This window comes from Sphaerisporangium corydalis (genome assembly GCF_025506355.1).
Lineage (GTDB): Bacteria > Actinomycetota > Actinomycetes > Streptosporangiales > Streptosporangiaceae > Sphaerisporangium > Sphaerisporangium corydalis.
The window spans coordinates 56,224-76,672 of record NZ_JANZYP010000046.1; the positions used below are offsets into that span (position 1 = coordinate 56,224).

Here is a 20,449-nt window from a genome sequence, read left to right on the forward strand (position 1 = left end):
GATCGCTCAAACGTAGCGGCGGGCCGGCGAAGGCGGCCCGTCCGGGGACGAGGAGAAGGGGATCGTCATGGCGGACACCGGTCCCGAGGCGCTCGAGCGGGACATAGAGCGCACCCGGGCGGAGCTGGCATACACCGTGGACGCCATCGTGGACCGCGTCAGCCCCAAGCGGGTCGCGGAGCGCGGCGTCGCCAAGGTCAAGGCCAACGCCGGGGAACTGGTCGCGGCGGCTCGCGACCTGGTCGCGGGTCACCCGCCCAGGCACGCCGAGCTGAGGGCCTACGGCGGCGAGCCGGCGGCGTACGGCGAGGACGATGGCTGGCAGGACGACTTCCCCGCGAGGAACCTCGCCCCGATCCTCATCGGCGTGGGCGCCATCGTCGTGGTCGGCGCCCTGATAGCCATCCGCCGCCGCCGCACCCGCTGACCACCCCATCCCTTCGCGCGCCCGCTGACCACCACGTCTGTTTGCGCGCCCGCTGACCCTCACGTCCGTTCGCGCGCCCGCTGACAACCACGTCCGTTCGCGTGCCCGCTGACCACCCCTTCCCTTCGCGGGGTCGAGACGCATTCATTGCCTGAGCTCGCGGTGTCGGTCGTTGGTTCGCCGGGGGCCGTGCAGCACGCTGGGGAGTTGTCCCCTTCGGCGATGGGTGTGGGATGAGACGTTTCACGGGACGCGCGGCCCTCCTCGGCGTGATCGTGTTCACGCTCGCCGCGATCGGCCGCCCGGCCGTGTGGGCGGCTCCGTCCGGCGCCGCCGTGGCCGGCTCCGCGTCCGAGTCCGCGTCCGGATCCGCCTTTGCGTCCGGCTCCGCGTCCGCGCAGGAGGACTGGGTGCTACTGGCGATCAGCAAGGGCACCACGACCTGGCCGGTCGACCGGGTCGTGCTGCTGCGGTGTTCCCCCGTCGTCGGCGGCACCCATCCGCAGGCGAGCGCGGCCTGCGCGGTCCTCCGGCAGGTCGGGGGCGACCTGAGCCGGCTCAGGGGCCCGGCGGGCAGGGCGTGCACGTTCGACTACCGCCCGGTGACGGTGTCGGCGACCGGAAGGTGGGAAGGGCGGCCGATCTCGTTCGTGTCGACCTACGGCAACCCGTGCGTGATGATGCGCAACCTGGGCGTGGTGGCCGGCTTCTGACCTCCGGCCGTCGCCCCCGCCGTGATGCCCGGCTTCTGACCTCCGGGCATCGCCCTCAGCCGTGATGCCCGGCCGCGCCGCCGGTCCCTGTGCCGGCCCTGGGTCCGGGCCGGCCCCGATCACAGGAAGGTCTTGCCCTCGCCTCGATAGGTCGGCACGGTCTCGACCACGCGGTCGCCCTCCACAAGGTGCAGCGCGTCGAAGCGTTCGCACAGCTCCCCGGCCTTGGCGTGGCGGAACCACACGCGGTCGCCGACGCGCAGGTCGTGGGCGGCCTGGCCGATCAGCGGCGTCTGCACCTCGCCCGCGCCCTCCCTGGAGTCGTACCGCAGCCCGGCGGGGAGGTAGGGCTGCGGCAGGCGGGACGCCCCGGGGGAGCCCGACGCGTGGTAGCCGCCGCCCAGGACGGTGACGACACCGGGGACGGGCCTGCGCACCACGGGGAGCGCGAACAGCGCGGCGGGGCTGCCGGTGACGCTCCGGTAGAAGTCGAACAGCCGGGGATGGTAGAAGCCCGACCCGGCGGCGATCTCGGTGATGGCCTTCTCCCGGGTGGTCTTCTCGACCGATCCCGTGCCGCCGCCGTTGACGAACTCCAGGTCGGTGATCTGCCGGACGGCCCCGGCGATGCGTCCCCTGCGGATGGTCAGCTCGCGTTGTGACCGTGCCTGCATCCAGCGGATCACCTGGCCGTACGGGCCCGGCACGCGGTCGCCGACGCCGGCGATCTGCGCCTCGTAGGCCATCAGCCCGACCAGCCGGAACCCGGGGCGTTTGGCCATCTCGGCGGCCAGTTCCACGGCCTGGTCCGGCCGGCGGACCGGGGAGCGCAGCACCCCGGCGCGCACCTTGCCGGCCAGAGCCGTGAAGCCCGCGTCGATGTCCAGACATATCCGGATCTCATGGCGGGACGGCACCCGGTCGACCGCCGCGTCGATGGCGTCGAGATGTTCCGAGCAGTCGGCCATGATCGTGATCTCCCGGGCCGCCCGCGCGTCGCCCGCCAGCTCGGCCAGCGCGGGCGCGCTGGCCGTCGGGTAGGCCACCAGGATGTCGGAGAACCCTTCGCGGGCCAGCCACAGCGCCTCGGGCAGCGTGAACGCCATGACCCCGGCGTACCCGTCCATGTCCAGGACGCGGCGCAGGACCGCGCGGCAGCGGATCGACTTGCTGGCCACCCGGATGGGCTTGCCCTTGGCACGACGGGCCATGGCGGCGCCGTTGGACCGGAGCGCGTCCAGGTCCAGGATCGCGAAGGGAGGATCCAAGTCCGCGGTGGCCCGGTCATAGCGCTGACGGTCGTCCATGAACAGCAGCTTAATCCGGCCGCGTAAATGAGCCTAGGTCATGTTAGTCGTGTCTCCCGCTCCTGCCTGGGGGGATGGCACGGGAGTCGCGCGATGGGACGGCACGGGGCTGGCGCGGGAACCCGGCCGGAACGCCAGACCGGCGGCGAGGCAGGCCACGGGGATGACGGGGACGACGTACCGGTGGTCGAACGCCGCGATCAGCGGGGGCAGGAGGAGAAGGGTCATCGCGACCGCCCACGGCAACAGGACCGGCCCGCCCAGCCGCCGCCACCGGACGAGCACCCCCGCCAGACCGGCGAGCAGGATCACCGCCAGCAGCGGGCCCCGGACATAGCCCTGCTCCTGGTAGGCGCGCAACGCGCCGGCGAACGGCTCGACGACCATGGTGTCGGCCCTGCGGCCCTGGTAGGCGGCGGTCAGCTCAGGCGCGCCGCGCCCCGACGAGGCGACGCTGTCGGTGAACGGTCTCACCGAGTCAGGGAAGACGTACGCGCTCTGCGGTCCCCTTACGGGATAGACCCGGCGGTTCCACTCGAAGCTCCACAAGGCGTCCCTGACGCCGGTCAGCAGGAAGTCGACCGGCTGCGCGAGGATCGCCTCCTTGGCGAACGCCCCCGCGAGCCGTTCCCGGTCGGCGTCCTTGCCGATCTTGGAGATCGGGGAGTCGGCGTCCCAGATGTAGGACGGGGGCGGGAGCCGTCGCCCGGGGGGCCCGGCCGGGCACAGGACCCGCTCCTCGCCGGCCGGTTTGATCTCGGCGCAGTCGGCGAAGCTCATGGTTCGCGCCCAGAGCCAGACGTTGCTCTGCCCGAGGCCGTAGCTCCCGTGCTCGGCGTGGTACCAGACCGCGTAGCCGCCGATGCCGACGGCGGCGGCCAGCCCGCAGGCGATCAGGACGCGCGGGCCGGCCCGCGCGAGCAGCAGGCACACGAGCACGACGACCAGCACCGGGAGGCCGACCGTGCGGGTGAGGGTCGCGCCCATCAGCAGCAGCCCGGCCGCGACGGCCGTCCATACCCCCGGCCGCTCCCGCCAGAGCAGCACCGTCACCGCGGCCGTAACCAGGGCGGTGAACAGCAGATCGGCCATGACCAGGTGTTCGAGCTGGACCATGTGGACGTCGAGCAGCACCGGGACGGCCGCCAGCGTCGCGCCCCACCCAGGCAGGCCGGTGCGGCGGCGGAGCACCGCGTAGACGCAGGCCGCCATGCCGAGCCCGAGAAGGTGCTGCACGACCACGACCGCGCCGAAGCTCTCCAGCGGGCGGAGCGCCCACAGGAACAGCGAGTAGCCGGAGGGGCGCGAGTCGAGGGGTTGCGGGTCGAGGGCCGCGTTGACGTACACGAAGGAGTCGGCCCAGAACCACAGGGCCGGACGGTATCCGAGCACGGCGACCAGCCTGAGCGCCGCGCCCGCGGCCAGCGCGAGGAGGAACACCCAGTGTGCCCGCGCGAACGCGGGCCGGGCGACGGACACCTCCGCGCCTGTGGGGGCGACCATGTTCGGAGTCGTGCCCGGCAGCACCTGAACCTCCTCGGGGAGACGACAGGCAACTCATGCTAGGCGCCTCCCCCGACCCACCGCGCCCTCTGTCCACAGCCCTGCCCCGGTCGGCCGCCTTGTCCACAGCCCCGCTCCCCGCCGACCCCGCTGCCCGGTCCGGGCGGCCGGTCCACCGCGGGCCTGGATCGCCGGTCAGGTGTGGGCGAAGGTGTGGCGGTAGCGGGTGGGGGTCGTGCCGAGGATCCGGGCGAAGTGGCGGCGGAGCATCGTGGCGGTGCCGAAGCCGCACCGCGTGGCCACCTGCTCGATCGACAGGTCCGTGGTCTCCAGGAGGCGCTGCGCCTCGGTCACCCGTTGCCGGATCAGCCACTGGGCCGGGGTGGCGCCGGTCTGCGAGACGAAGTCGCGGGCGAACGTGCGCGGCGCGCTCCGCGCGTGCCGGGCCAGGTCGGTGACGGTGAGCGGCAGGGAGAGGTGGCCTCGCGCCCATTCGAGGGTGGCGGTGACCGCCGACCGGCCGCCGGCCATCTGGGGGACCGGCCGTTCGACGAACTGGGCCTGACCGCCGTCGCGGTGCGCGGCGGTGACCATGCGGCGGGCGATCGTGTTGGCCACGGCCGCGCCGTGGGCCCGACGGACCAGCTCCAGGCACAGATCGACGCCGCCCGCCGTGCCGGCCGCGGTCCACACCCCGCCGTCCTCCATGAACAGCACGTCGGGGACGACGGTGACGCCAGGGTGGTCGCGGGCGAGTCGTTCGGTGAGCAGCCAGTGGGTGACGGCCCGGCGGCCTTCCAGGATGCCGGCCGCCGCGAGTACGAAGGCGCCCGAGCAGAGCGAGGCGATCGTCCCTCCGCCCGCGTGCGCGGCGCGCAGGGCCTCGATGATCGCGGCGGGCACGGGGGCGGAGGGGTCCTCGCGGCCGGGGGCCACGACCAGGTCCGCGCCGGCCAGCCCGTCGAGGCCGTGCGTGGCCTCGACCCGCGCGCCGGGATGCATCCGCACGGGCCTTCCGTCCACCGAGCAGCGGCGCAGCTCGAAGGCCGGCACCCCGCCGTCCGCGCGGTCCATGCCCCAGACCTCGGCCATGACCGCGTAGTCGAAGGCGCGCATGTCGTCGTAGATCAGGGCCGCCACCGTCCGCATGGCAGGAATGTAGCGCACAATGACATTTCTGCCACTCGCCGGTGGACGCCGGGAGGCCGAGGCTGGTCGTCATGAGCGAGATCGAGATCGACAAGAACGCCGCCCTGATCGTCATCGACGTCCAGGAGGGCTTCACGGATCCCTACTGGGGCCGCAGGGACAATCCCGCCGCCGAGGAGAACATCGCCGCGCTGATCCGCGAGTGGCGTGCGGAGCGGCGGCCGATCGTGATCGTCCGGCACGATTCACGGACTCCGGGGTCGCCACTGCTGCCGGGCGCGCCGGGCAACGCGGTCAAGGATCTGGTGGCGGTGGCACTCGGGCCTGAGGCGCCCGACCTGTTCCTCACCAAGTCGGTCAACTCGGCGTTCTACGGCAGGCCGAACCTGGACGAATGGCTGCGCGGGCACGGGATCGGGCAGATCATCATCGTCGGGATGCAGACCAACATGTGCAACGAGACCACCGCCCGCATGGCGGGCAACCTGGGCTACCAGGTGCTGTACCCGATCGACGCCATGCACACCTTCGACGCCACCGGCCCGGACGGCGAGGTGGTCACCGCCGAGGACCTCACCCGCGCCACCGCCGCCAGCCTCCACCACGGCGGCTTCGCCCAAGTAATCCACACCACCGACCTCCTCACCACCTCCCCCTCCTGACTGTTTCCCTCACGACTGGGCCCGGCCGCCAGGAAGGGGACGCTGGGAATGGCGAAGAGAATCCCCGGCCCCGCCGCCAGGAATCACGCCCGCGTCGCCGGAGATCGCCGAACGGAACGGGTTCTCATACGCCGCCTACTTGGACGCGCAGCCCTACGGCCGTACCTCCAACGATCGCCGGTCGATCGCCGAGTTGGTCCGCGGGTTTGACGCACTCCGGGCCGAGGCCCTGCCGTTCAGTCAGTCACTCCGGCTAATAGAGGAAGCGGTGAACCGAATTGGCGCAAGATCTTCGCGGCGCACGTTGGTATAAGAGCAGTTTCAGCGCCGACCAAGGCGAGTGTGTCGAGGTGGCGTCGAACCTGCGCGGGGTTCTCGCGGTTCGTGACAGTAAGAACCTGGCCGGTCCGGTCCTGGTCGTGACGCCCGGCGAGTGGTCGGCGTTCCTGGCCGGTGTCAAGCACGGCACCCTCTGACCCGGGGCGAACCACCCCACCATCGACACCATGGTCCAGCGCCGGACGCTCGGTAATGGAGCGCCGTTGGCGCGCGCTTTTCTTTGGGCGGCGCTCGCCGTTGGTGGTCTTCGCCGACTCGCGAGCCGGGCGGTCGCGTGGGTGACAACCCCTGGTTGACTTGACAACCGGGGGTTGTCATAATGGGGTCATGGTCAAGCACATCGAATCGGCGGCGCACGCCGCACTCCTTGAGGAACTGAAGCGGGTTCGCGCGGCGGCGATCGAGCATACCCGCGCGGCGCGGGAGCTGTCCCGGCAGCGTCGCCGGCTCATCGACGCGATGCTGGCCGAGGGCTTCGCGCAAGCCGATCTGGCCAGGGAGCTGGGGGTGACCCGCCAGGCGATCCAGAAGATGGTCGCGGCCGGTCAGGACGGGCCGTCCCGGTGATTCCGACAGTGCGGGGCAGTGATCCCGACAGTGCGAGGTGGTCTACGGACTCCACGCGGTGGTCTACGGACACCTAGCGTTTGATGGGCTTGCTGTTCGTGGTGCGGTGATGTGGGTGGAAAGGGGAATGAAGCTTGCTGTGGTCGGTCAGGTATATAGGATCATGGTGTCAGCACGTGCCACTCTCTAGTGAGGGTCATGACAGCGGACATCGAGCCCAGGTCTCTCTCTGAGATCACCCAGGACATCGGGTGGAACATGTCCGATGTCGCCGTCCTTTCGGGGCTGGACGAGAGCACGGTCTGCCGGTTGTGGGACAAGGCCGGGTGGCTGGACCGGATCAGTGGCCGGTCGCTGCAGAGCCTCATGGCGTCGGTGCCGGGGATCGCCGAGTACTGCATGGAGCACTCCATCCTGAAGCGCCGCGACGAGCTCGTCGGGGAGTTACAGGCGGAAGGGCTGTCGGTCGACCTCGCGGCCCTGGAGACCTCCACCGTGGCGCAGCAGCATCTCCTGAACGCCCTGGAGGCCGCACTCCACATCGTCAGGAACGAGGCGACCCAGAAGGTCTCCTCGTTCCTCGCCCGTTTCTGGGGGCGGGAGCAGGACCGCGCGCTTGAGGCGCTGTACTCGACCGAGCGTGGCCACGGCCTGCTGAAGGACCCGTGCAAACTCGTGGACTCCTCGATCGAGCTCGTCCCCCGGCTGAACCGCAAGACCTACTCGTTCCACTCCATCCTCGCGCTCAACATCCTGACCCACCAGGTCAGCAAGGTGACCGGGGCGCCGGTGATGGAACCGGCCCCCCAGGTCCCCGGGCGCCAGACCGCGTTCATGATGCGGGGCGTGGTGATGGGCCTGCTCATCAGCTCCAACGACCTCGACCTGGCCGAGAGGTACCGGCGCGAGCTCGACACGACGCCGGTGTACGCGGCCCTGGAGGAATGGTCGTTCCCCACCTACACGCACGACGGCCGGACGAGTTCCGACTTCGTCCTGCCCGCCTCACTGCTGCTGCGCAACACCGCGGCCGAGGTCCTGCGGGAGATATCAAGCTACAACGAGGCATACCTGTACTACCTGGCCTCGACCTATCTCCCGCTGGCCCTGCAACGCGACCTCACGTTCGGGTCGAGGATCGCCGACCTGACCTCGGCCCTCGAACTGCGGGGAGCCGACTGCCGGGAGAGAAGGGCACGGGAGGCATGCGGCAAACTGGTGAGGCAGCTGAAGGGCATGCCCTGATTCACGACGACGAAAGAGGAGGCAGTGGGGGAAGCGACCCGAGCCGCCGCGAAGCTCGCGCGCTCACGATGGGAGGCCAATGCGGAGTACTGGGTCCGGGTCATCCGGGAGCGCCGTGACCGCTACCGCACCGAACTCACCGACACGGCCGTCCTGGACGCGATCGGGCCCTGCGCGGGACGGCGGGTCCTGGACGCGGGGTGCGGCGAGGGGTACCTCGCCCGGCATCTGGCGTCCTCGGGCGCCGACGTCGTGGGCGTCGACGCCTGCGAAGGGCTGATCGACGCGGCCAAGACGGTTCCGCACGACCCGACCGGATCCCTGTCGTTCGCGCGGGCGAGCGTCGACGCGCTGCCCGTCGGGGACGGGGTGTTCGACCTGGTGGTGTGCAACCACGTGTTCAGCCACCTCCCGGACCCCTCGTGCGCGATCCACGAGTTCGGCCGGGTGCTGAAGAGCGGCGGGCGGCTGGTCATCCTCACGCTGCACCCGTGCTTCTACACCGAGAACTCCGAGCACGGGGCGACGAGCAGCGTGCCGGCGTCGCGGTACTTCACGCCGCGCAGCGTCGACCAGCACTTCATGGTCGACGGGCTCGAATCACCGTCGGTGATCACCTCCTGGCTGCGCCCGCTGGAGTACTACTCCACGACGCTGCGCGAGGCGGGGTTCGTCATGACCGACCTGCGAGAGCCCCGCCCGACCGACGAGCAGCTCCGGGACGACCCCTGGTGGCGCGAGGGCTTCCCGGCCGCCCTGTTCATCCTCCTGGTGGCCGAGCGGCGATGAGCCGGCCCACCTGACGCCGGGGCGGGTCCTCGTACCCGGCCCCGGCATGCGACCCCCGCGACCCCGCCTGGGACGCCCGCGACCCATACAGGCGCCGGATCACAATGCCGACGAACCGTTCGCGAGGCACGAAGCCGTAGTGGCGGGAGTCCCAGCTCGTCGCCCGGTTGTCGCCCAGCACCACGACGGACCCGGGCGGCACGACCTCGCCGGCCAGCTCACGGACGTCCGGGAACTCCCAGGTGACGGGCAGCCGGTCGCCGGGCACGGCCACGACCCGCTTGAGCAGGAGCTGGCGGTCCCGCATCGCCACGGGCCCCTTCGCGCTCGGCAGGTCGGGGAACCGGAAGACGAGCACCTGCCCCGTGCGGGCCTCCTTCGTCCGCCGGACCAGCACGCGGTCGCCGGAGGACAGCGCCGGTTCCATGCTGGGGCCGTCGACGGTGGCGACCAGGAAGGACCGGCGTACCGACAGCAGCAGCAGCCCGGCGGCCAGCGCCACCCCGGCGGCCGGCAGGACGGCGGCCGGAAGACGACGGGTCACAATGCCTCCTGGTATCCGGTCGCCTGCAGGCGGAAGAGCCTCGCGTAGCTGCCGCCCGCGGTGAGCAGGACGTCATGGGATCCGTGCTCGGTGATGCGCCCGTCGTCCAGGACCGCGATGTGGTCGGCGTCGCGGACGGCGCTGAGCCGGTGGGAGATCAGCAGGCTGGTCCGGTCCTCACGGTGTTCCCGCATGCGGGCGTGGATCTCGTGTTCGGCTTCGGGGTCCAGGCCCGAGCCGGGTTCGTCGAGGATCATCAGGTCCCTGTCGGAGCGTATGAAGGCCCGGGCCAACGCGAGGCGCTGCCACTGCCCGCCGGACAGCACGACTCCGGTGACCGGGTCGTCCTTGTCGGTCCCGATCACGAACATGCGGGTCAGCGGTGTGTCGTAGCCCCGGGGAAGCCCGGTCAGCTTGTCGTGTATCCCGGCGCGCGCGGCCGCCCGCTCGATCCGTGCCGGGTCGCGCAGGGCGGTCAGGTCGCCGAGGGCGATGTTGTCGCGGGCGGTCATGTCGTAGTTCATGTGGTCCTGGAACACCGCGCTGATCCGCTCGCGCAGCCCGTCCGGGGGGATGTCCCGCAGATCCACGCCGTCCCACAGGATCTGCCCGCGGGTCGGGTCGTACATCCGGCACAGCAGTTTGACCAGCGTCGTCTTTCCCGCGCCGTTGAGCCCGACGAGGGCGACGGCGCGCCCGTGCGGGATGGTGAGGTCCACCCCGCGCAGGACCCACGGGTGGTCGTCGCTGTAGCGGAACCACACGTCGCGCAGTTCGACGCCGTGCCGCAGGCGTGGCGCGTGCCCCTGCGGCGCGGCCGGCAGGTCCGGCTCGGCGGTGACGACGGCGAGGTAGTGGGCGAAGGACAGCAGCCGCGCCTGCCCGCCGGAGATCGCCGAGGTCAGCGCCCCCAGCGAGGCCTGCACGCCGACGACGGCCGCCAGGAACATCGACACGTCCCCGATGCTCAGGTCGCCGCGCCGCGCCGCCGTGACCGCCCACCACAGCCCCGCCCCGGCGACCAGGGCGCTCACCACCGTCAGCCCGCCCTGGACGCGCAGTTCGCGCAGGTCCATCCGCTGGACGGCGGTGTTGGCCGACCGCCGTTCCTCGATCATCCGGGCGCGCAGGAACGCCCCGATGCCGAAGAGCCGGATCTCGGTCGCGGCGGCGACCCCGGTGAGCAGCTGGCTGTAGAAGTACTCCCGCCGGTAGTACTGCTCGATGCCCCACTCCACGCCCGACCGGCGCCGGGCAAGGACGATCTCGGCCGCGAGGGCGGGGAGCGCGGCCAGCAGCACCACGGCCGTCATCGGGGGGCTGAGGACCAGCAGGGACCCGACGAAACCGGCGAGGGACAGCGCGCCTCCGAGAGCGCCGCCGCTGCCGTCCACCAGCTCGGCGATCCGGCCGGTGCCGTCCTGCGCCAGCCGGAGCCGGTCCTGGAACGCCGGGTCCTCGAAGGTGCGCAGGCCCACCTGGCGTCCGGCCGCGACGAACAGCCGTTCGGTGGCGGCCAGGTGGGCGGACCTGCCGATCTGGGCCCTCAGGTACTGCACCGCCACCGGGAGTGCGGCGGCGACCAGCCCGGTGGCGACCAGCCCGAGCGCCAGGCCGCCGACCGCGCCGTCCGGGGTCGTCAACCGGTCGATCACCAGCTTGGTGAGCCACGCGGTCGCGATCGGCGCCGCGGCCGAGGCCAGGGTGACGAGCAGGAACGCCGACACGTTCGCCGAGGCCGCCCGCCAGATCAGCGAGAGCGCCTCGGCGGCGGAGGCGCGCGGTTCCCGAGGGCCGACGCGCCGGTCCTCCTCCGGGATCACCCCGTGCCCACGACGGGGTCGCGCGGGTTCCAGGCCGGCAGTTCGTCCATCCGCGAGCCCACGGCGACGACCTTGTGATCGTCGCCGACCAGGTACAGCGCGGGCGTCCAGCTGTTCTGGAACGCCAGCGCGACCGGCCCGCCGCCGAGATCGGCCGCGACGACCCGGGCCACGGGGCTGAGCGCCCGTATCGCCGTCTCGTCGCCGCCGCCGACCACCGCCAGGACCTGATCGCGCCCCAGCCCGCGCGCGTGCTCGGCGAAACGCGGCAGCAGTTCGTGGCAGGCTTCGCAGCCGGCCGAGAAGAAGCCGACCACCCCGGTCAGCGTGCCGTCCGACACCGGCTCGCCGGCGGTCGTCTCCACGCTGAACGAGCCGATGGGGGAGCCGGGTCCCAGTGTGAACAACGGCCCGGGGTGGTCGTTCCGCGACCGCATCCGGCGCAGGATCCCGATCGTGAGCAGCAGGTTCAGCAGGCACAGCACGCCGAGCAGCACCACGGCGGCGACAAGGTAGGGCATCAGGAACTCCTCGCGAACAGGTCGGCGATGTCGTCGAAGGAGACGATCAGGATGGCTCCGAACAGCCCCGCCGCGACCGCCACCGCTCCGCCGGCCGGCGGGAAGAGCCGCTCGGGCGCCAGCCAGCCCAGGCCGGCGATGCCCAGGAGCGTGGCGTTTCGTACGAGGTGGCGGGGCCCGATGGGCGTGCTGGAGGCGCCGAAGCACCGGCACGGGGCCTGCCGCCCGCGCCGCAGGGCCACGGCGATGGCCGCGCTGAACGCGATGAGCAGTGCGCAGGCGAGCGCGAAGCCGTACGAGGTCGCCGGCGGCGTCACCAGGAGGATCGGGGTCGCCGCCTCCAGGGCGACGACGAGCATGGCCAGCGGTCGCACGAGCCCGGCCCCGACAGGGGCGAGCGCCGGCAGCGACCGTCTGAACCCGGGGAGGTCCCGGAGTTTCGCCACCGCCGAGGCCAGGAAGACCAGGGCGATCAGGGTGGCGCATCCAGCCCTCACGTACTCCATGTCAGCGTCTTCTCGTCATGGACGGCCCGTGCGACGGCGTGGTGCCGCCGCACGAGGCCCCCTTTGTGGACAGGGTCAGCAGGTGTTGCGGACCTTGCTCCACTCGCAACCGGTCTGCGGGCAGCAGAACCGGTACCAGTAGCCCGGATGGCCGGCGGAGTTGCAGAAGTAGCCTCCGGCGCAGGCGGACGCGGTGGCCCTCGGGACGATACGGTCGATCATTCGATCAATGAGACGACTCACAGGTTCTCTCCTTTGACGTTCATTGCGAGAAATGGCGTAAATGGTGGATTTGCCATTGTGAAGCGTGCTACAGAGATCTCTTTCCTCACGACCCTTCGCGCTCGGGGGATTCACCTGAAATGCGCTTTCCGGCCTGTTTCATGACAGACCCGCTCCCCTGGCCTTTCACCGTGCCCATTCGCGGAAGGCGGATCCGCGACGGGCACCGAACAGAGTGAGTGGCCGGCGGGTCCGCCGAGGCACTGTTCGCACAACAGACACCTTTACGCGCATGCGGGCGCCGAGTCACTACCGCTTGCACGCGCGCAAAAGACCTAGGGCACGCTACGGAATTGCGACCCTGCGTTTGGTGAGGACGCCGAGGTGCGCGGCCTGGGGGACGGGCGTCGCGCTCACAGGAACATGGCCCGGCCCAGGTCCGCGACGAAGCGCGCGAGCGGGGCGCGGGCGCGGAACAATTCGTGCAGTTCAGGGGTCGGCGTCTCGCCCAGCCGTTCGAGCGGCAGCGCGGTCCAGGCGTTGCGGAGCACGAGCGACGCGACGTACCCGAAGCGCACCTGCCCGGGATCGACCGTGAGCTCCGCCGTGTAGGCGGCCAGTATGGCCGAGTGGACGGCCGTCAGCTCGGACGGATCGCCGGTCCCGGCGTAGGGCAGGCCCACCAGAAGCTGGCCGAGGTCGAAGCCGACGGGCAGCGGGGTCGGCCAGCTCCAGTCGATGGCCACGAAGTCGGCCGGGCCGAGGGCGGGCACCAGCAGGTTCTGGGGACAGGCGTCGCCGTGGGCCAGGGTGTGCGGCAGTTCGTCCACGGCGTCGAGCAGCCAGGTGATCCGCTCGCTGAGCGCGAGCAGGTCCTCCCTGAGCGGCGCGTCGACGTACGGGGCCACCAGCGGGTGGTCCCACGTGGCCGGGTCGCGCATCTGGGGGAGGATGACCGAGGCGACGGGCCCGTCGGCGAAATGCCGCAGCGCGCTCAGCTGCGGCCGGGCGCCCCGCGCGACGGGGTTCATGGCGGCCAGCCGCCCCAGCAGGCCGGCGGCCGACCGATAGCGGCCGAGGTCCCACGGACCGGGAGCCTCGCGTACGTCCTCCAGCCACATCACCAGGCGGTCGTCCCCGAGGTCGTCGACGCGGTGGAGGCGGGGGAGGCGCAGACCGTCGGGCAGCGGGAACGGCTTGAGGTAGACGTCGAGATCGGCCCTCCACGGGAACTCCGCGATCATCTTCGACCGGAACGACGCCGGAAGCGAGCCGATCGCGGGCCAGTGCCGCAGCGAGCGGATCGACTTGGCGACGAACGACCACCGGGCCCCCGACGTCGTCACGCCGCTCACGCGGTGCAGCCCGCCCGTGGAGGGCGACCCGGGCGCGCCGATCGGCTCGACCCGCTGTTCGGCTATCTCCGCGCCCCGGTCACCGAGACTCTCCCGGACCAGCTCGGTCAGATCGGTCGGCCCGCCCAGGACGGCCGGGCCGGTCGGGTCGTTCCCCGGCGTGCTCATGAGCCGACCATGCCGTGTTGGACGAGGGCCTCGCATGAGTACGGCCTACTCAAATACGCTCGACGCGTGCCGAACCCCTGGCCCTTCGCCGGTCGTACCGAGGACCTCAGGACCGTACGTTCAGCCGCCGGCGGGGTCATCGTGGCAGGGCCGCCGGGCGTGGGCAAGAGCCGGCTCGTCGGCCACGCCGTGCGCGACCTCGACGGGGTCGCCTGGGTGCGGGCGACCAGGTCGGCCGCGGAGATCCCGCTCGGCGCGTTCGCGCACCTGCTCCCGCCCATGCCGGCCGGCGTGAACACGCTGGGCTGGGCCGCGGACGCGTTGAAGGCCCCCGTACTGGTCGTGGACGACGCCCATCTGCTCGACCCGGTATCGGCGGCCCTGGTCCACCACGTGGTCACCCGGCGCCGGACACGGGTGCTCGCGACGGTGCGCACCACGGACGCGGTGCCGGACGCGGTCGTGGCCCTGTGGAAGGACGGCCTGCTGCACCGCCTGGACCTCGGGCCGCTGTCCCCGGCCGAGGCGGCGCGGCTGGTGGAGGCGGCGCTCGGAGGGCGGGTCGAGTCCACAGCCCGGCGGCGGTTGTGGCAGGTCAGCCAGGGCAACGCCCTCTACCTGCGCGAGCTCGTGCTGTCGGGCGTGCTGAGCGACGTCGGCGGGCTGTGGCTCTGGCAGGGCTCGCTGACGCTGACCGCGACACTGCGGGAGACCGTCGAGGCGCGGCTCGGCGTGCTGGCCGCCGACGAGCGCGCGGCGCTGGAGTTCCTCGCGTACGGGGAGCCGCTCGGCGCCGGCACGCTCGCCGCGCTGGCGTCCCCCTCGGCGGCCGAGTCCCTGGAGGACCGCCAGCTCGTCACCGTGCGGCCCGACGGGAACCGTCTCCTCGTCCGCCTCGCGCACCCCCTGTACGGCGAGGTGATCCGTGACCGGTGCGGGACCCTGCGCGCGCGCAAGGTGCTGCGCGCGCTGGCCGAGGCCGTGGAGGCGGCGGGCGCGCGCCGCCGCGAGGACGTCCTCCGGGTCGCGGTCTGGCGGCTCGACGGCGGTGTGCCCGGGGAGCCGGGGCCGCTCGCGGCCGCCTGCGAGAGCGCCAGGGCCGTACGGGACCTGGAGCTGGCCGAGCGGCTCGGGCGCGCCGCGGTCGCCGCGGGAGGGGGGCCGCACGCCCGCGTCGGGCTGGCCAGGGTCCTGAGCTGTGCCGACAGGCCCCTGGACGCCGAGGAGGTGTTCGCCGAGGCGTGGGCCTCGGACATGGGCGAGCACGACCGCGTCGAGTGCGGCGTCAACCGGGCGGTGAACCTCTCCATGGGGCTGGGCCGGGTCGCGGAGGCGCGGGCCCTGCTGGCCGAGACCGCGGCGGCCGTGACCTCGGACGAGAGCAGGCGGGCGGTACGTGTGCTCGATGTGGTGCTCGACGTGTCCGCCGGCGACCTGGTGGCGGCCCGGTCGACGGTCTCCGAACTGCGCGCCGGGCCGGTCACCGGGCGCCTGGCCTACGGGCTCGTGCCCGCCGAGGCCGCGCTGCTGGCCGCCGAGGGCCGCCCGGTGGAGTGCCTCGCGCAGGTGCGTACCGCGCTCGACATGCTCGAAGGCGCGCCGGAGAACCTGCCCAGCATGACCGCGGCCGTGACCGAGGCGGCGGTGGTCGCCACCGTCCTGCTCGGCGACCTGGCGGGCGCGGAGGAGCACGTGGCGACGGCCCAGCGCCTGTACGGCGAGTTCGGCACCTGGAACAGGGCGATCGCCCTGTTCAACTCGCGGCGGGCGCAGATCCACCGGTTGCGGGGACGGCCCGCCGAGGCCGTCGCGTGGTGCCTGGACGCGGCTGCCCGGCTGCCCGAGCCGAGCCCCGACGCCGGAATCTGCTTCGGCGAGCTGGCGCACGCGTACGCCCTGCTCGGCGATCCGGCCGCCGAGGAGACGCTGGCCCGGGGCGTGGCGGCCGTGCTGCCCTTCGCCCCGTACGTGTCGTTCCCCCTGGAGCAGGCCAAGGTGTGGATCCTCGCCGGGCAGGGTGACATCCCAGGGGCGATCAGGACCGCGCTCGGCGCGGTGACGCACCCGTGCGACGAGCCGTTCGCCCTGCACGACGTCGTCCGGCTCGGCCGCCCCGACCTGGTCGCCGACCGGCTGGCCCGGCTGCCGATCGACGGCCCGCTGGTGGCCCTGTTCGCCCGGCACGCCGCCGCGACCACACCGGCCGGGCTGGAAGGCGTGTCGGCGGCGTTCGAGGACATGGGCCTGATCCTCCACGCGGCCGAGGCGGCGGCGCAGGCGGGCGACCTGTACGAGAGGATCGGCCGCGCGCGGCAGGCGCAGGGGGCCAGGAGCCGGGCGTGGACGCTCGCGCGGCGCTGCGAGGGAGCACGGACGCCCGCCCTGCTGACCCTCGCCGCCCCCGACCTGACCCCGCGGCAGCGGGAGATCGCCCGGCTGGCCGCGTCAGGACTGACCAACCGGGAGATCGCCGCCCGGCTGGTCGTCTCGGTGCGGACGGTCGGCAACACCCTGGTCGCCGTCTACGAGAAGGTGGGCGTCAGCGACCGCGCGGCCCTGACCGGCCTGCTGAACCTGCTCGGCTGATCTCCGCGGGCCGCGCCGCACGGTCCCGCCGGCCCGCTGAATACGGTCGGCCCGCTGACTCCGCCCGGCCCGCTGAATCCGCCCGGCCGGCGTCCGCGAGGCGGGTCAGCACTCGATGACGTTGACGGCGAGGCCGCCGCGGCTGGTCTCCTTGTACTTGTCGAGCATGTCGCGTCCGGTGTCGCGCATGGTCTTGATGGCCTTGTCCAGGGACACGAAGTGGCGGCCGTCGCCGCGCAGGGCGATGCGGGCCGCGGCGATGGCCTTGATGGAGGCGACCGCGTTGCGCTCGATGCACGGGATCTGCACCAGGCCGCCGATCGGGTCGCACGTCAGGCCGAGGTTGTGCTCGATGCCGATCTCCGCGGCGTTCTCCACCTGCTCGGGCGTGCCGCCGAGCACCTCGGTCAGCCCCGCCGCCGCCATCGAGCAGGCCGACCCGACCTCGCCCTGGCAGCCCACCTCGGCGCCGGAGATCGAGGCGTTCTCCTTGAACAGGACGCCGATCGCCCCCGCCGTGAGCAGGAAGCGGACGACGCCGTCGTCGTCGGCCTGGTGGGTGAACCGGTCGTAGTACGTCAGCACGGCCGGGATGATGCCGGCGGCGCCGTTGGTGGGCGCGGTCACGATGCGGCCGCCCGCCGCGTTCTCCTCGTTCACGGCCAGGGCGAACAGCGTGACCCAGTCCATCGTCTGGAGCGGGTCCTTCTCGGGGGACTCGCTCTGCAGCCGCCGCAGCAACTGGTTGGCCCGCCTGCGGACCTTCAGGCCGCCCGGCAGCACGCCCTCCTTGGCGCTGCCGCGCCGGACGCACTCCTGCATGACCTCCCAGAGGTGGAGCAGCTCAGACCGGATCTCCTGCTCGGTGCGGCCGAAGGCCCGCTCGTTCTCCAGCATCAGCCGCGAGATCGACAGGCCGGTGTCGGAGCAGTGGCCCAGCAGCTCCGCCGCCGTGGTGAAGGGGTGGGGGAGCTCGGTGTCGTCGGACTTGATCCGGTCGGCGCCCGTGGCCGTCTCGTCCACGACGAACCCGCCGCCCACGGAGTAGTAGACCTTCTCGCGCAGCGGGTCTCCCTCGGGCGCTAAGGCGGTGAACCGCATCCCGTTGGGGTGCTGGGGCAGCGAGATCTTGCGTTCGAAGACCAGGTCCTCGCCGATGACGAAGGGGATCTCGCGGGTCCCGTACAGCTTGACGGTTCCGGCGGCGCGCATCGCCGCCACCCGCTCGTCCACGGTGTCGACGTCGACCAGCTCGGGCTTCTCGCCCGACAGCCCCAGCAGGACGGCCTTGTCGCTGCCGTGGCCCTTGCCGGTCAGGCCGAGCGAGCCGTACAGGATGACCTCGACGCGGGCGGTCTTCTCCAGTAACCCGTCCTGGTCGAGCCCCCGGGCGAACTTGTGCGCCGCCGCCATCGGCCCGCCGGTGTGCGAACTCGACGGCCCGATGCCGATTTTGAAAAGATCGAAGACGCTGATCGCCACTGCTCTCCGCCCTTCGGAACAGGTTGTGCTGGCGCTCCGGCGAGCCGGGTGGCTCGCCGGAGCCGGCCGTCATGGTCCAGCCGGGCCGGAGGGATCAGTGACCCTCAGGACTCGGCCGAGGTGACGGTGGTGTACTCCTCAGAGGTGAGCAGGTCCTCGGGACCGCCCTCCATGCGCACGCGGAACAGCCAGCCCTCGCCGTACGGGTCGGAGTTGACCAGCGAGGGGTCGTCGACGACGGTCTGGTTGACCTCGACGACCTCGCCGGTCACCGGCGCGTAGATGTCGCTGACGGACTTGGTGGACTCGACCTCTCCGATGGCGTCGCCGGCTTCGACGGTTGCACCCGTCTCCGGCAGTTGGACGAAGACCACGTCACCCAGCGCCTCGGCGGCGAACGCCGTGATCCCCACGGTCACGGTGAGGCCGTCGTCGAGCCCGGCCACCCACTCGTGCTCCTTGGTGTAGCTGAGCTCCTCGGGAATGCTGCTCACATGCTCCTCCGGTAAAAAGGCAGGTCAACCACGTCGACCGGTTCATGGCTACCACGGATGTCGACCGCGAGCCCCTCGGACACGTTGGTGTCCACGTAGGCCATCGCGATCGGCTTGCCGAGCGACTGCGACGGCGCGCCGCTGGTCACCTCTCCAACGACGGTGCCGTCCGTCAGCAGCACCACAGGGTAGCCGTGGCGCGGCACTCGGCGACCCCGCGCGACCAGGCCGGTGAGGCGCCGTCGCGGGGGGACGTCCTTCAGCGGCGACAGTGCCGCCCGGCCGACGAAGTCGCCCGGCTTGCCGAACTTCACGACGCGGCCGAGGCCGGCGTCGAAGGGGGTCAGCCCGGCGTTCAGCTCGTTGCCGTACAGGGGCATGCCCGCCTCCAGGCGGAGCGTGTCACGGGCGGACAGGCCGGCGGGCCGCAGGCCGTGGTCGGCGCCCGCCTTGGTGATCTCCTGCCACAGCGGCACCGCGTCCTCGCCGGCGACGAACAGCTCGAAGCCGTCCTCCCCGGTGTACCCCGTGCGGGCGATCAGGGCCTCGAACCCGGCGACGGTGCCCGGCAGCCCCGCGTAGTACTTCAGTCCGGGCAGGTCGGCGTCGGTGAGCGCGCCGAGGATCTCCTGCGAGCGCGGCCCCTGGACGGCGATCAGCGCGTACCGGTCGGACCGGTCGTCGATCTCGGCCTGGAACCCGCGCGACCGCTCGGTCAGCTCGGCGGCGACCCGCTCGTAGTTGGAGGCGTTGGCCACGACGAGGAACTCCTCGGCGCCGAGCCGGTAGACGATCAGGTCGTCGAGCACGCCGCCGTCGGCGGCGCAGATCATGGTGTAGCGGGCGCGGCCCGGTTCGAGCACCGACAGGTGGCCGACCAGCGCGTGGTCCAGCGCCTCGCCCCCCTGCGGGCCGGTGACGAAGATCTCGCCCATGTGGGAGAGGTCGAACAGGCCGGCGGCCGTGCGCACCGCGTTGTGCTCGGCGGACTCGCTGCCGTAGCGCAACGGCATCAGCCAGCCGGCGAAGTCGGTGAGCGTCGCGCCGAGGCCCTCGTGCACCTCGCGGAGCGGTGTGGATCTGGACATGATTCGCACCTCAGACAGGGTTGGATGAGAGCATCCTCCCCCTCTGTCATCGGTGCCTGAGAGTTTCGCCCGAGATTTACCGGACTTTCACCTTCGGCGAGGCCCTCCGGGGAGGGCCTGCTTTCCAGAGATCACCTGGCCCGCGCGGTCCTTTGCCTTGTGAGGTTCGCGGGGAGGACTTGCTCCTTCAGGGGTCCTGACCGGATGTCAGGACGCTCTCCCGCACGGGATCATCGGTGTTCCCGCTCACCTTACCAATCTCGCCCGGCTGTCGCGGCGGTGACCAGCGCCTCGAACAGATGGCCCTCCTGGCCGGCCTCCGGGTGCCACTGCACGGCGAGGGCGAAGGGGCGGCCGGGGAGCTCGACGGCCTCGACGGTGCCGTCCTCGCAGGTGGCGGTCACGACGAGCCCGTCACCGAGGCGGTCGGCGGCCTGGTGGTGGTAGTGGGCGGCCTCGGCCTTGGCGGTGCCGAGCGCGTCCGCGACCCGGCTGCCCGGTTCCAGCCGTACGGGCAGGTGGCCGAACTCGCCGGGGGCGGGGGAGTGGCCGGCGTGGCCCACCACGTCGGGCAGGTGCTGGTGGAGGCTGCCGCCCAGGGACACGTTCAGTACCTGGAGCCCCCGGCAGATGCCGAGGAACGGGAGGTCGCACGCCAGCGCGGCATCGACCAGCCCGAACTCGGCCTCATCACGAAATTTCCGGACGTATCCGGTCTGGTCGTGCGGGTGCTCGCCGTACCTGCCCGGGTCGACGTCGCCGCCGCCCGCCACGATCAGGCCGTCCAGCCGCTCGACCAGCCCGGCGGGCTCGCCCGCCGGGGGCAGGATGACCGGCTGGCCCCCCGCCCGCACGATGTGCTCGACGTAGGTGTACGGCAGCAGCGCGGCCGGCATCCGCCACACCGTGAAGGTGGCGGGCTCGACGTAGCAGGTGATGCCGATGACGGGCCGGGACAC

The 20,449-nt window shown here is 72.1% G+C and carries 21 protein-coding genes and 2 riboswitches; of the genes, 8 read left to right on the forward strand and 13 right to left on the reverse strand.

Annotated elements, in window-relative coordinates; genetic code table 11:
• Positions 1-67 precede the first annotated feature (67 nt).
• The gene (locus NYZ98_RS27420) at positions 68-427 is read left to right on the forward strand and encodes a DUF3618 domain-containing protein (RefSeq protein WP_262846430.1); all 360 of its coding nucleotides are present in this window, start codon (positions 68-70) and stop codon (positions 425-427) included.
• 233 nt (positions 428-660) lie between these two features.
• Positions 661-1,140 carry a subtilase-type protease inhibitor gene (locus NYZ98_RS27425; RefSeq protein ID WP_262846431.1) on the forward strand — a complete coding sequence of 160 codons (480 nt, stop codon included), beginning with the start codon at positions 661-663 and terminating at the stop codon, positions 1,138-1,140.
• Positions 1,141-1,259: 119 nt separating this feature from the next.
• Here the strand turns inward: NYZ98_RS27425 and NYZ98_RS27430 are convergent, their stop codons facing one another.
• The 3 genes from NYZ98_RS27430 to NYZ98_RS27440 form a co-directional block, all read right to left on the reverse strand.
• On the reverse strand, positions 1,260-2,447 hold the full coding sequence (locus NYZ98_RS27430; RefSeq protein WP_262846432.1) for an amino acid deaminase/aldolase: 1,188 nt from the start codon (positions 2,445-2,447) through the stop codon (positions 1,260-1,262).
• A 33-nt stretch (positions 2,448-2,480) separates the two neighbouring features.
• The gene (locus NYZ98_RS27435; protein WP_262846433.1) at positions 2,481-3,974 is read right to left on the reverse strand and encodes a hypothetical protein; all 1,494 of its coding nucleotides are present in this window, start codon (positions 3,972-3,974) and stop codon (positions 2,481-2,483) included.
• Between the two features lie 171 nt (positions 3,975-4,145).
• Complete coding sequence (locus NYZ98_RS27440; protein WP_262846434.1) at positions 4,146-5,099, reverse strand: GlxA family transcriptional regulator; 954 nt, start codon at positions 5,097-5,099, stop codon at positions 4,146-4,148.
• A 71-nt stretch (positions 5,100-5,170) separates the two neighbouring features.
• On the opposite strand from NYZ98_RS27440, the gene NYZ98_RS27445 reads away from it, so the two are divergent.
• The 5 genes from NYZ98_RS27445 to NYZ98_RS27465 all read left to right on the forward strand — a co-directional run bounded on the left by NYZ98_RS27445 (position 5,171) and on the right by NYZ98_RS27465 (position 8,701).
• Positions 5,171-5,761, forward strand: coding sequence for a cysteine hydrolase family protein (locus NYZ98_RS27445; RefSeq protein WP_262846435.1), 591 nt, complete (start codon positions 5,171-5,173; stop codon positions 5,759-5,761).
• Positions 5,762-6,039: 278 nt separating this feature from the next.
• Positions 6,040-6,237 (forward strand): DUF397 domain-containing protein, encoded by a 198-nt coding sequence (locus NYZ98_RS27450; RefSeq protein ID WP_262846436.1) that lies wholly within the window; start codon positions 6,040-6,042, stop codon positions 6,235-6,237.
• A 190-nt stretch (positions 6,238-6,427) separates the two neighbouring features.
• Positions 6,428-6,667, forward strand: coding sequence for a transcriptional regulator KorA (locus NYZ98_RS27455; RefSeq protein WP_262846437.1), 240 nt, complete (start codon positions 6,428-6,430; stop codon positions 6,665-6,667).
• A 198-nt stretch (positions 6,668-6,865) separates the two neighbouring features.
• Positions 6,866-7,912 (forward strand): hypothetical protein, encoded by a 1,047-nt coding sequence (locus tag NYZ98_RS27460; RefSeq protein ID WP_262846438.1) that lies wholly within the window; start codon positions 6,866-6,868, stop codon positions 7,910-7,912.
• Between the two features lie 24 nt (positions 7,913-7,936).
• A complete protein-coding gene (locus NYZ98_RS27465) occupies positions 7,937-8,701 on the forward strand; it encodes a class I SAM-dependent methyltransferase (RefSeq protein ID WP_262846439.1) in 765 nt (254 codons plus the stop codon).
• Here the strand turns inward: NYZ98_RS27465 and NYZ98_RS27470 are convergent.
• The 6 genes from NYZ98_RS27470 to NYZ98_RS27495 all read right to left on the reverse strand — a co-directional run bounded on the left by NYZ98_RS27470 (position 8,673) and on the right by NYZ98_RS27495 (position 13,840).
• Positions 8,673-9,245, reverse strand: a complete 573-nt coding sequence (locus NYZ98_RS27470) for a peptidase S26 family protein (protein WP_262846440.1) — start codon at positions 9,243-9,245, stop codon at positions 8,673-8,675. The genes NYZ98_RS27465 and NYZ98_RS27470 overlap by 29 nt on opposite strands.
• Positions 9,242-11,068, reverse strand: coding sequence for an ABC transporter ATP-binding protein (locus NYZ98_RS27475; RefSeq protein ID WP_262846441.1), 1,827 nt, complete (start codon positions 11,066-11,068; stop codon positions 9,242-9,244). Before NYZ98_RS27475 ends, NYZ98_RS27470 begins: the two co-directional genes overlap by 4 nt.
• Positions 11,065-11,589 (reverse strand): thioredoxin domain-containing protein, encoded by a 525-nt coding sequence (locus NYZ98_RS27480; protein ID WP_262846442.1) that lies wholly within the window; start codon positions 11,587-11,589, stop codon positions 11,065-11,067. The genes NYZ98_RS27475 and NYZ98_RS27480 overlap by 4 nt, the downstream gene beginning before the upstream one ends.
• Positions 11,589-12,095, reverse strand: coding sequence for a MauE/DoxX family redox-associated membrane protein (locus NYZ98_RS27485; RefSeq protein ID WP_262846443.1), 507 nt, complete (start codon positions 12,093-12,095; stop codon positions 11,589-11,591). Before NYZ98_RS27485 ends, NYZ98_RS27480 begins: the two co-directional genes overlap by 1 nt.
• A gap of 75 nt (positions 12,096-12,170) precedes the next feature.
• On the reverse strand, positions 12,171-12,317 hold the full coding sequence (locus tag NYZ98_RS27490) for a hypothetical protein (RefSeq protein WP_262846444.1): 147 nt from the start codon (positions 12,315-12,317) through the stop codon (positions 12,171-12,173).
• Between the two features lie 413 nt (positions 12,318-12,730).
• Complete coding sequence (locus NYZ98_RS27495) at positions 12,731-13,840, reverse strand: phosphotransferase (protein ID WP_262846445.1); 1,110 nt, start codon at positions 13,838-13,840, stop codon at positions 12,731-12,733.
• Between the two features lie 66 nt (positions 13,841-13,906).
• Here NYZ98_RS27495 and NYZ98_RS27500 point away from each other — a divergent pair, with 66 nt between their 5' ends.
• Positions 13,907-16,426, forward strand: a complete 2,520-nt coding sequence (locus tag NYZ98_RS27500) for a helix-turn-helix transcriptional regulator (protein WP_262846446.1) — start codon at positions 13,907-13,909, stop codon at positions 16,424-16,426.
• A gap of 105 nt (positions 16,427-16,531) precedes the next feature.
• Here NYZ98_RS27500 and NYZ98_RS27505 read toward each other — a convergent pair whose 3' ends face one another.
• From NYZ98_RS27505 to NYZ98_RS27520, 4 genes are all read right to left on the reverse strand, one after another.
• Complete coding sequence (locus NYZ98_RS27505; RefSeq protein WP_262846447.1) at positions 16,532-17,908, reverse strand: L-serine ammonia-lyase; 1,377 nt, start codon at positions 17,906-17,908, stop codon at positions 16,532-16,534.
• 104 nt (positions 17,909-18,012) lie between these two features.
• Positions 18,013-18,402 carry a glycine cleavage system protein GcvH gene (gene gcvH / locus NYZ98_RS27510; protein WP_262846448.1) on the reverse strand — a complete coding sequence of 130 codons (390 nt, stop codon included), beginning with the start codon at positions 18,400-18,402 and terminating at the stop codon, positions 18,013-18,015.
• Positions 18,399-19,490 carry a glycine cleavage system aminomethyltransferase GcvT gene (gene gcvT, locus NYZ98_RS27515; RefSeq protein WP_262846449.1) on the reverse strand — a complete coding sequence of 364 codons (1,092 nt, stop codon included), beginning with the start codon at positions 19,488-19,490 and terminating at the stop codon, positions 18,399-18,401. Before gcvT ends, gcvH begins: the two co-directional genes overlap by 4 nt.
• A 33-nt stretch (positions 19,491-19,523) precedes the next feature.
• Positions 19,524-19,625: riboswitch (glycine riboswitch) on the reverse strand.
• Positions 19,626-19,723, reverse strand: a riboswitch (glycine riboswitch). It abuts the riboswitch before it with no gap.
• Positions 19,724-19,741: 18 nt separating this feature from the next.
• A complete protein-coding gene (locus NYZ98_RS27520; protein ID WP_262846450.1) occupies positions 19,742-20,449 on the reverse strand; it encodes a gamma-glutamyl-gamma-aminobutyrate hydrolase family protein in 708 nt (235 codons plus the stop codon).

What these genes read in the sequence shown, in the direction of transcription:
- NYZ98_RS27485 (WP_262846443.1), bottom strand. Translation starts at nt 12,095, where the DNA reads ATGGAGTACGTGAGGGCTGGATGCGCCACCCTGATCGCCCTGGTCTTC.
- NYZ98_RS27430 (WP_262846432.1), bottom strand. Translation starts at nt 2,447, where the DNA reads ATGGACGACCGTCAGCGCTATGACCGGGCCACCGCGGACTTGGATCCT.
- NYZ98_RS27480 (WP_262846442.1), bottom strand. Translation starts at nt 11,589, where the DNA reads ATGCCCTACCTTGTCGCCGCCGTGGTGCTGCTCGGCGTGCTGTGCCTG.
- NYZ98_RS27495 (WP_262846445.1), bottom strand. Translation starts at nt 13,840, where the DNA reads ATGAGCACGCCGGGGAACGACCCGACCGGCCCGGCCGTCCTGGGCGGG.
- NYZ98_RS27490 (WP_262846444.1), bottom strand. Translation starts at nt 12,317, where the DNA reads ATGATCGACCGTATCGTCCCGAGGGCCACCGCGTCCGCCTGCGCCGGA.
- NYZ98_RS27460 (WP_262846438.1), top strand. Translation starts at nt 6,866, where the DNA reads ATGACAGCGGACATCGAGCCCAGGTCTCTCTCTGAGATCACCCAGGAC.
- NYZ98_RS27420 (WP_262846430.1), top strand. Translation starts at nt 68, where the DNA reads ATGGCGGACACCGGTCCCGAGGCGCTCGAGCGGGACATAGAGCGCACC.
- NYZ98_RS27440 (WP_262846434.1), bottom strand. Translation starts at nt 5,099, where the DNA reads ATGCGGACGGTGGCGGCCCTGATCTACGACGACATGCGCGCCTTCGAC.
- gcvT (WP_262846449.1), bottom strand. Translation starts at nt 19,490, where the DNA reads ATGTCCAGATCCACACCGCTCCGCGAGGTGCACGAGGGCCTCGGCGCG.
- NYZ98_RS27445 (WP_262846435.1), top strand. Translation starts at nt 5,171, where the DNA reads ATGAGCGAGATCGAGATCGACAAGAACGCCGCCCTGATCGTCATCGAC.
- NYZ98_RS27425 (WP_262846431.1), top strand. Translation starts at nt 661, where the DNA reads ATGAGACGTTTCACGGGACGCGCGGCCCTCCTCGGCGTGATCGTGTTC.
- NYZ98_RS27455 (WP_262846437.1), top strand. Translation starts at nt 6,428, where the DNA reads ATGGTCAAGCACATCGAATCGGCGGCGCACGCCGCACTCCTTGAGGAA.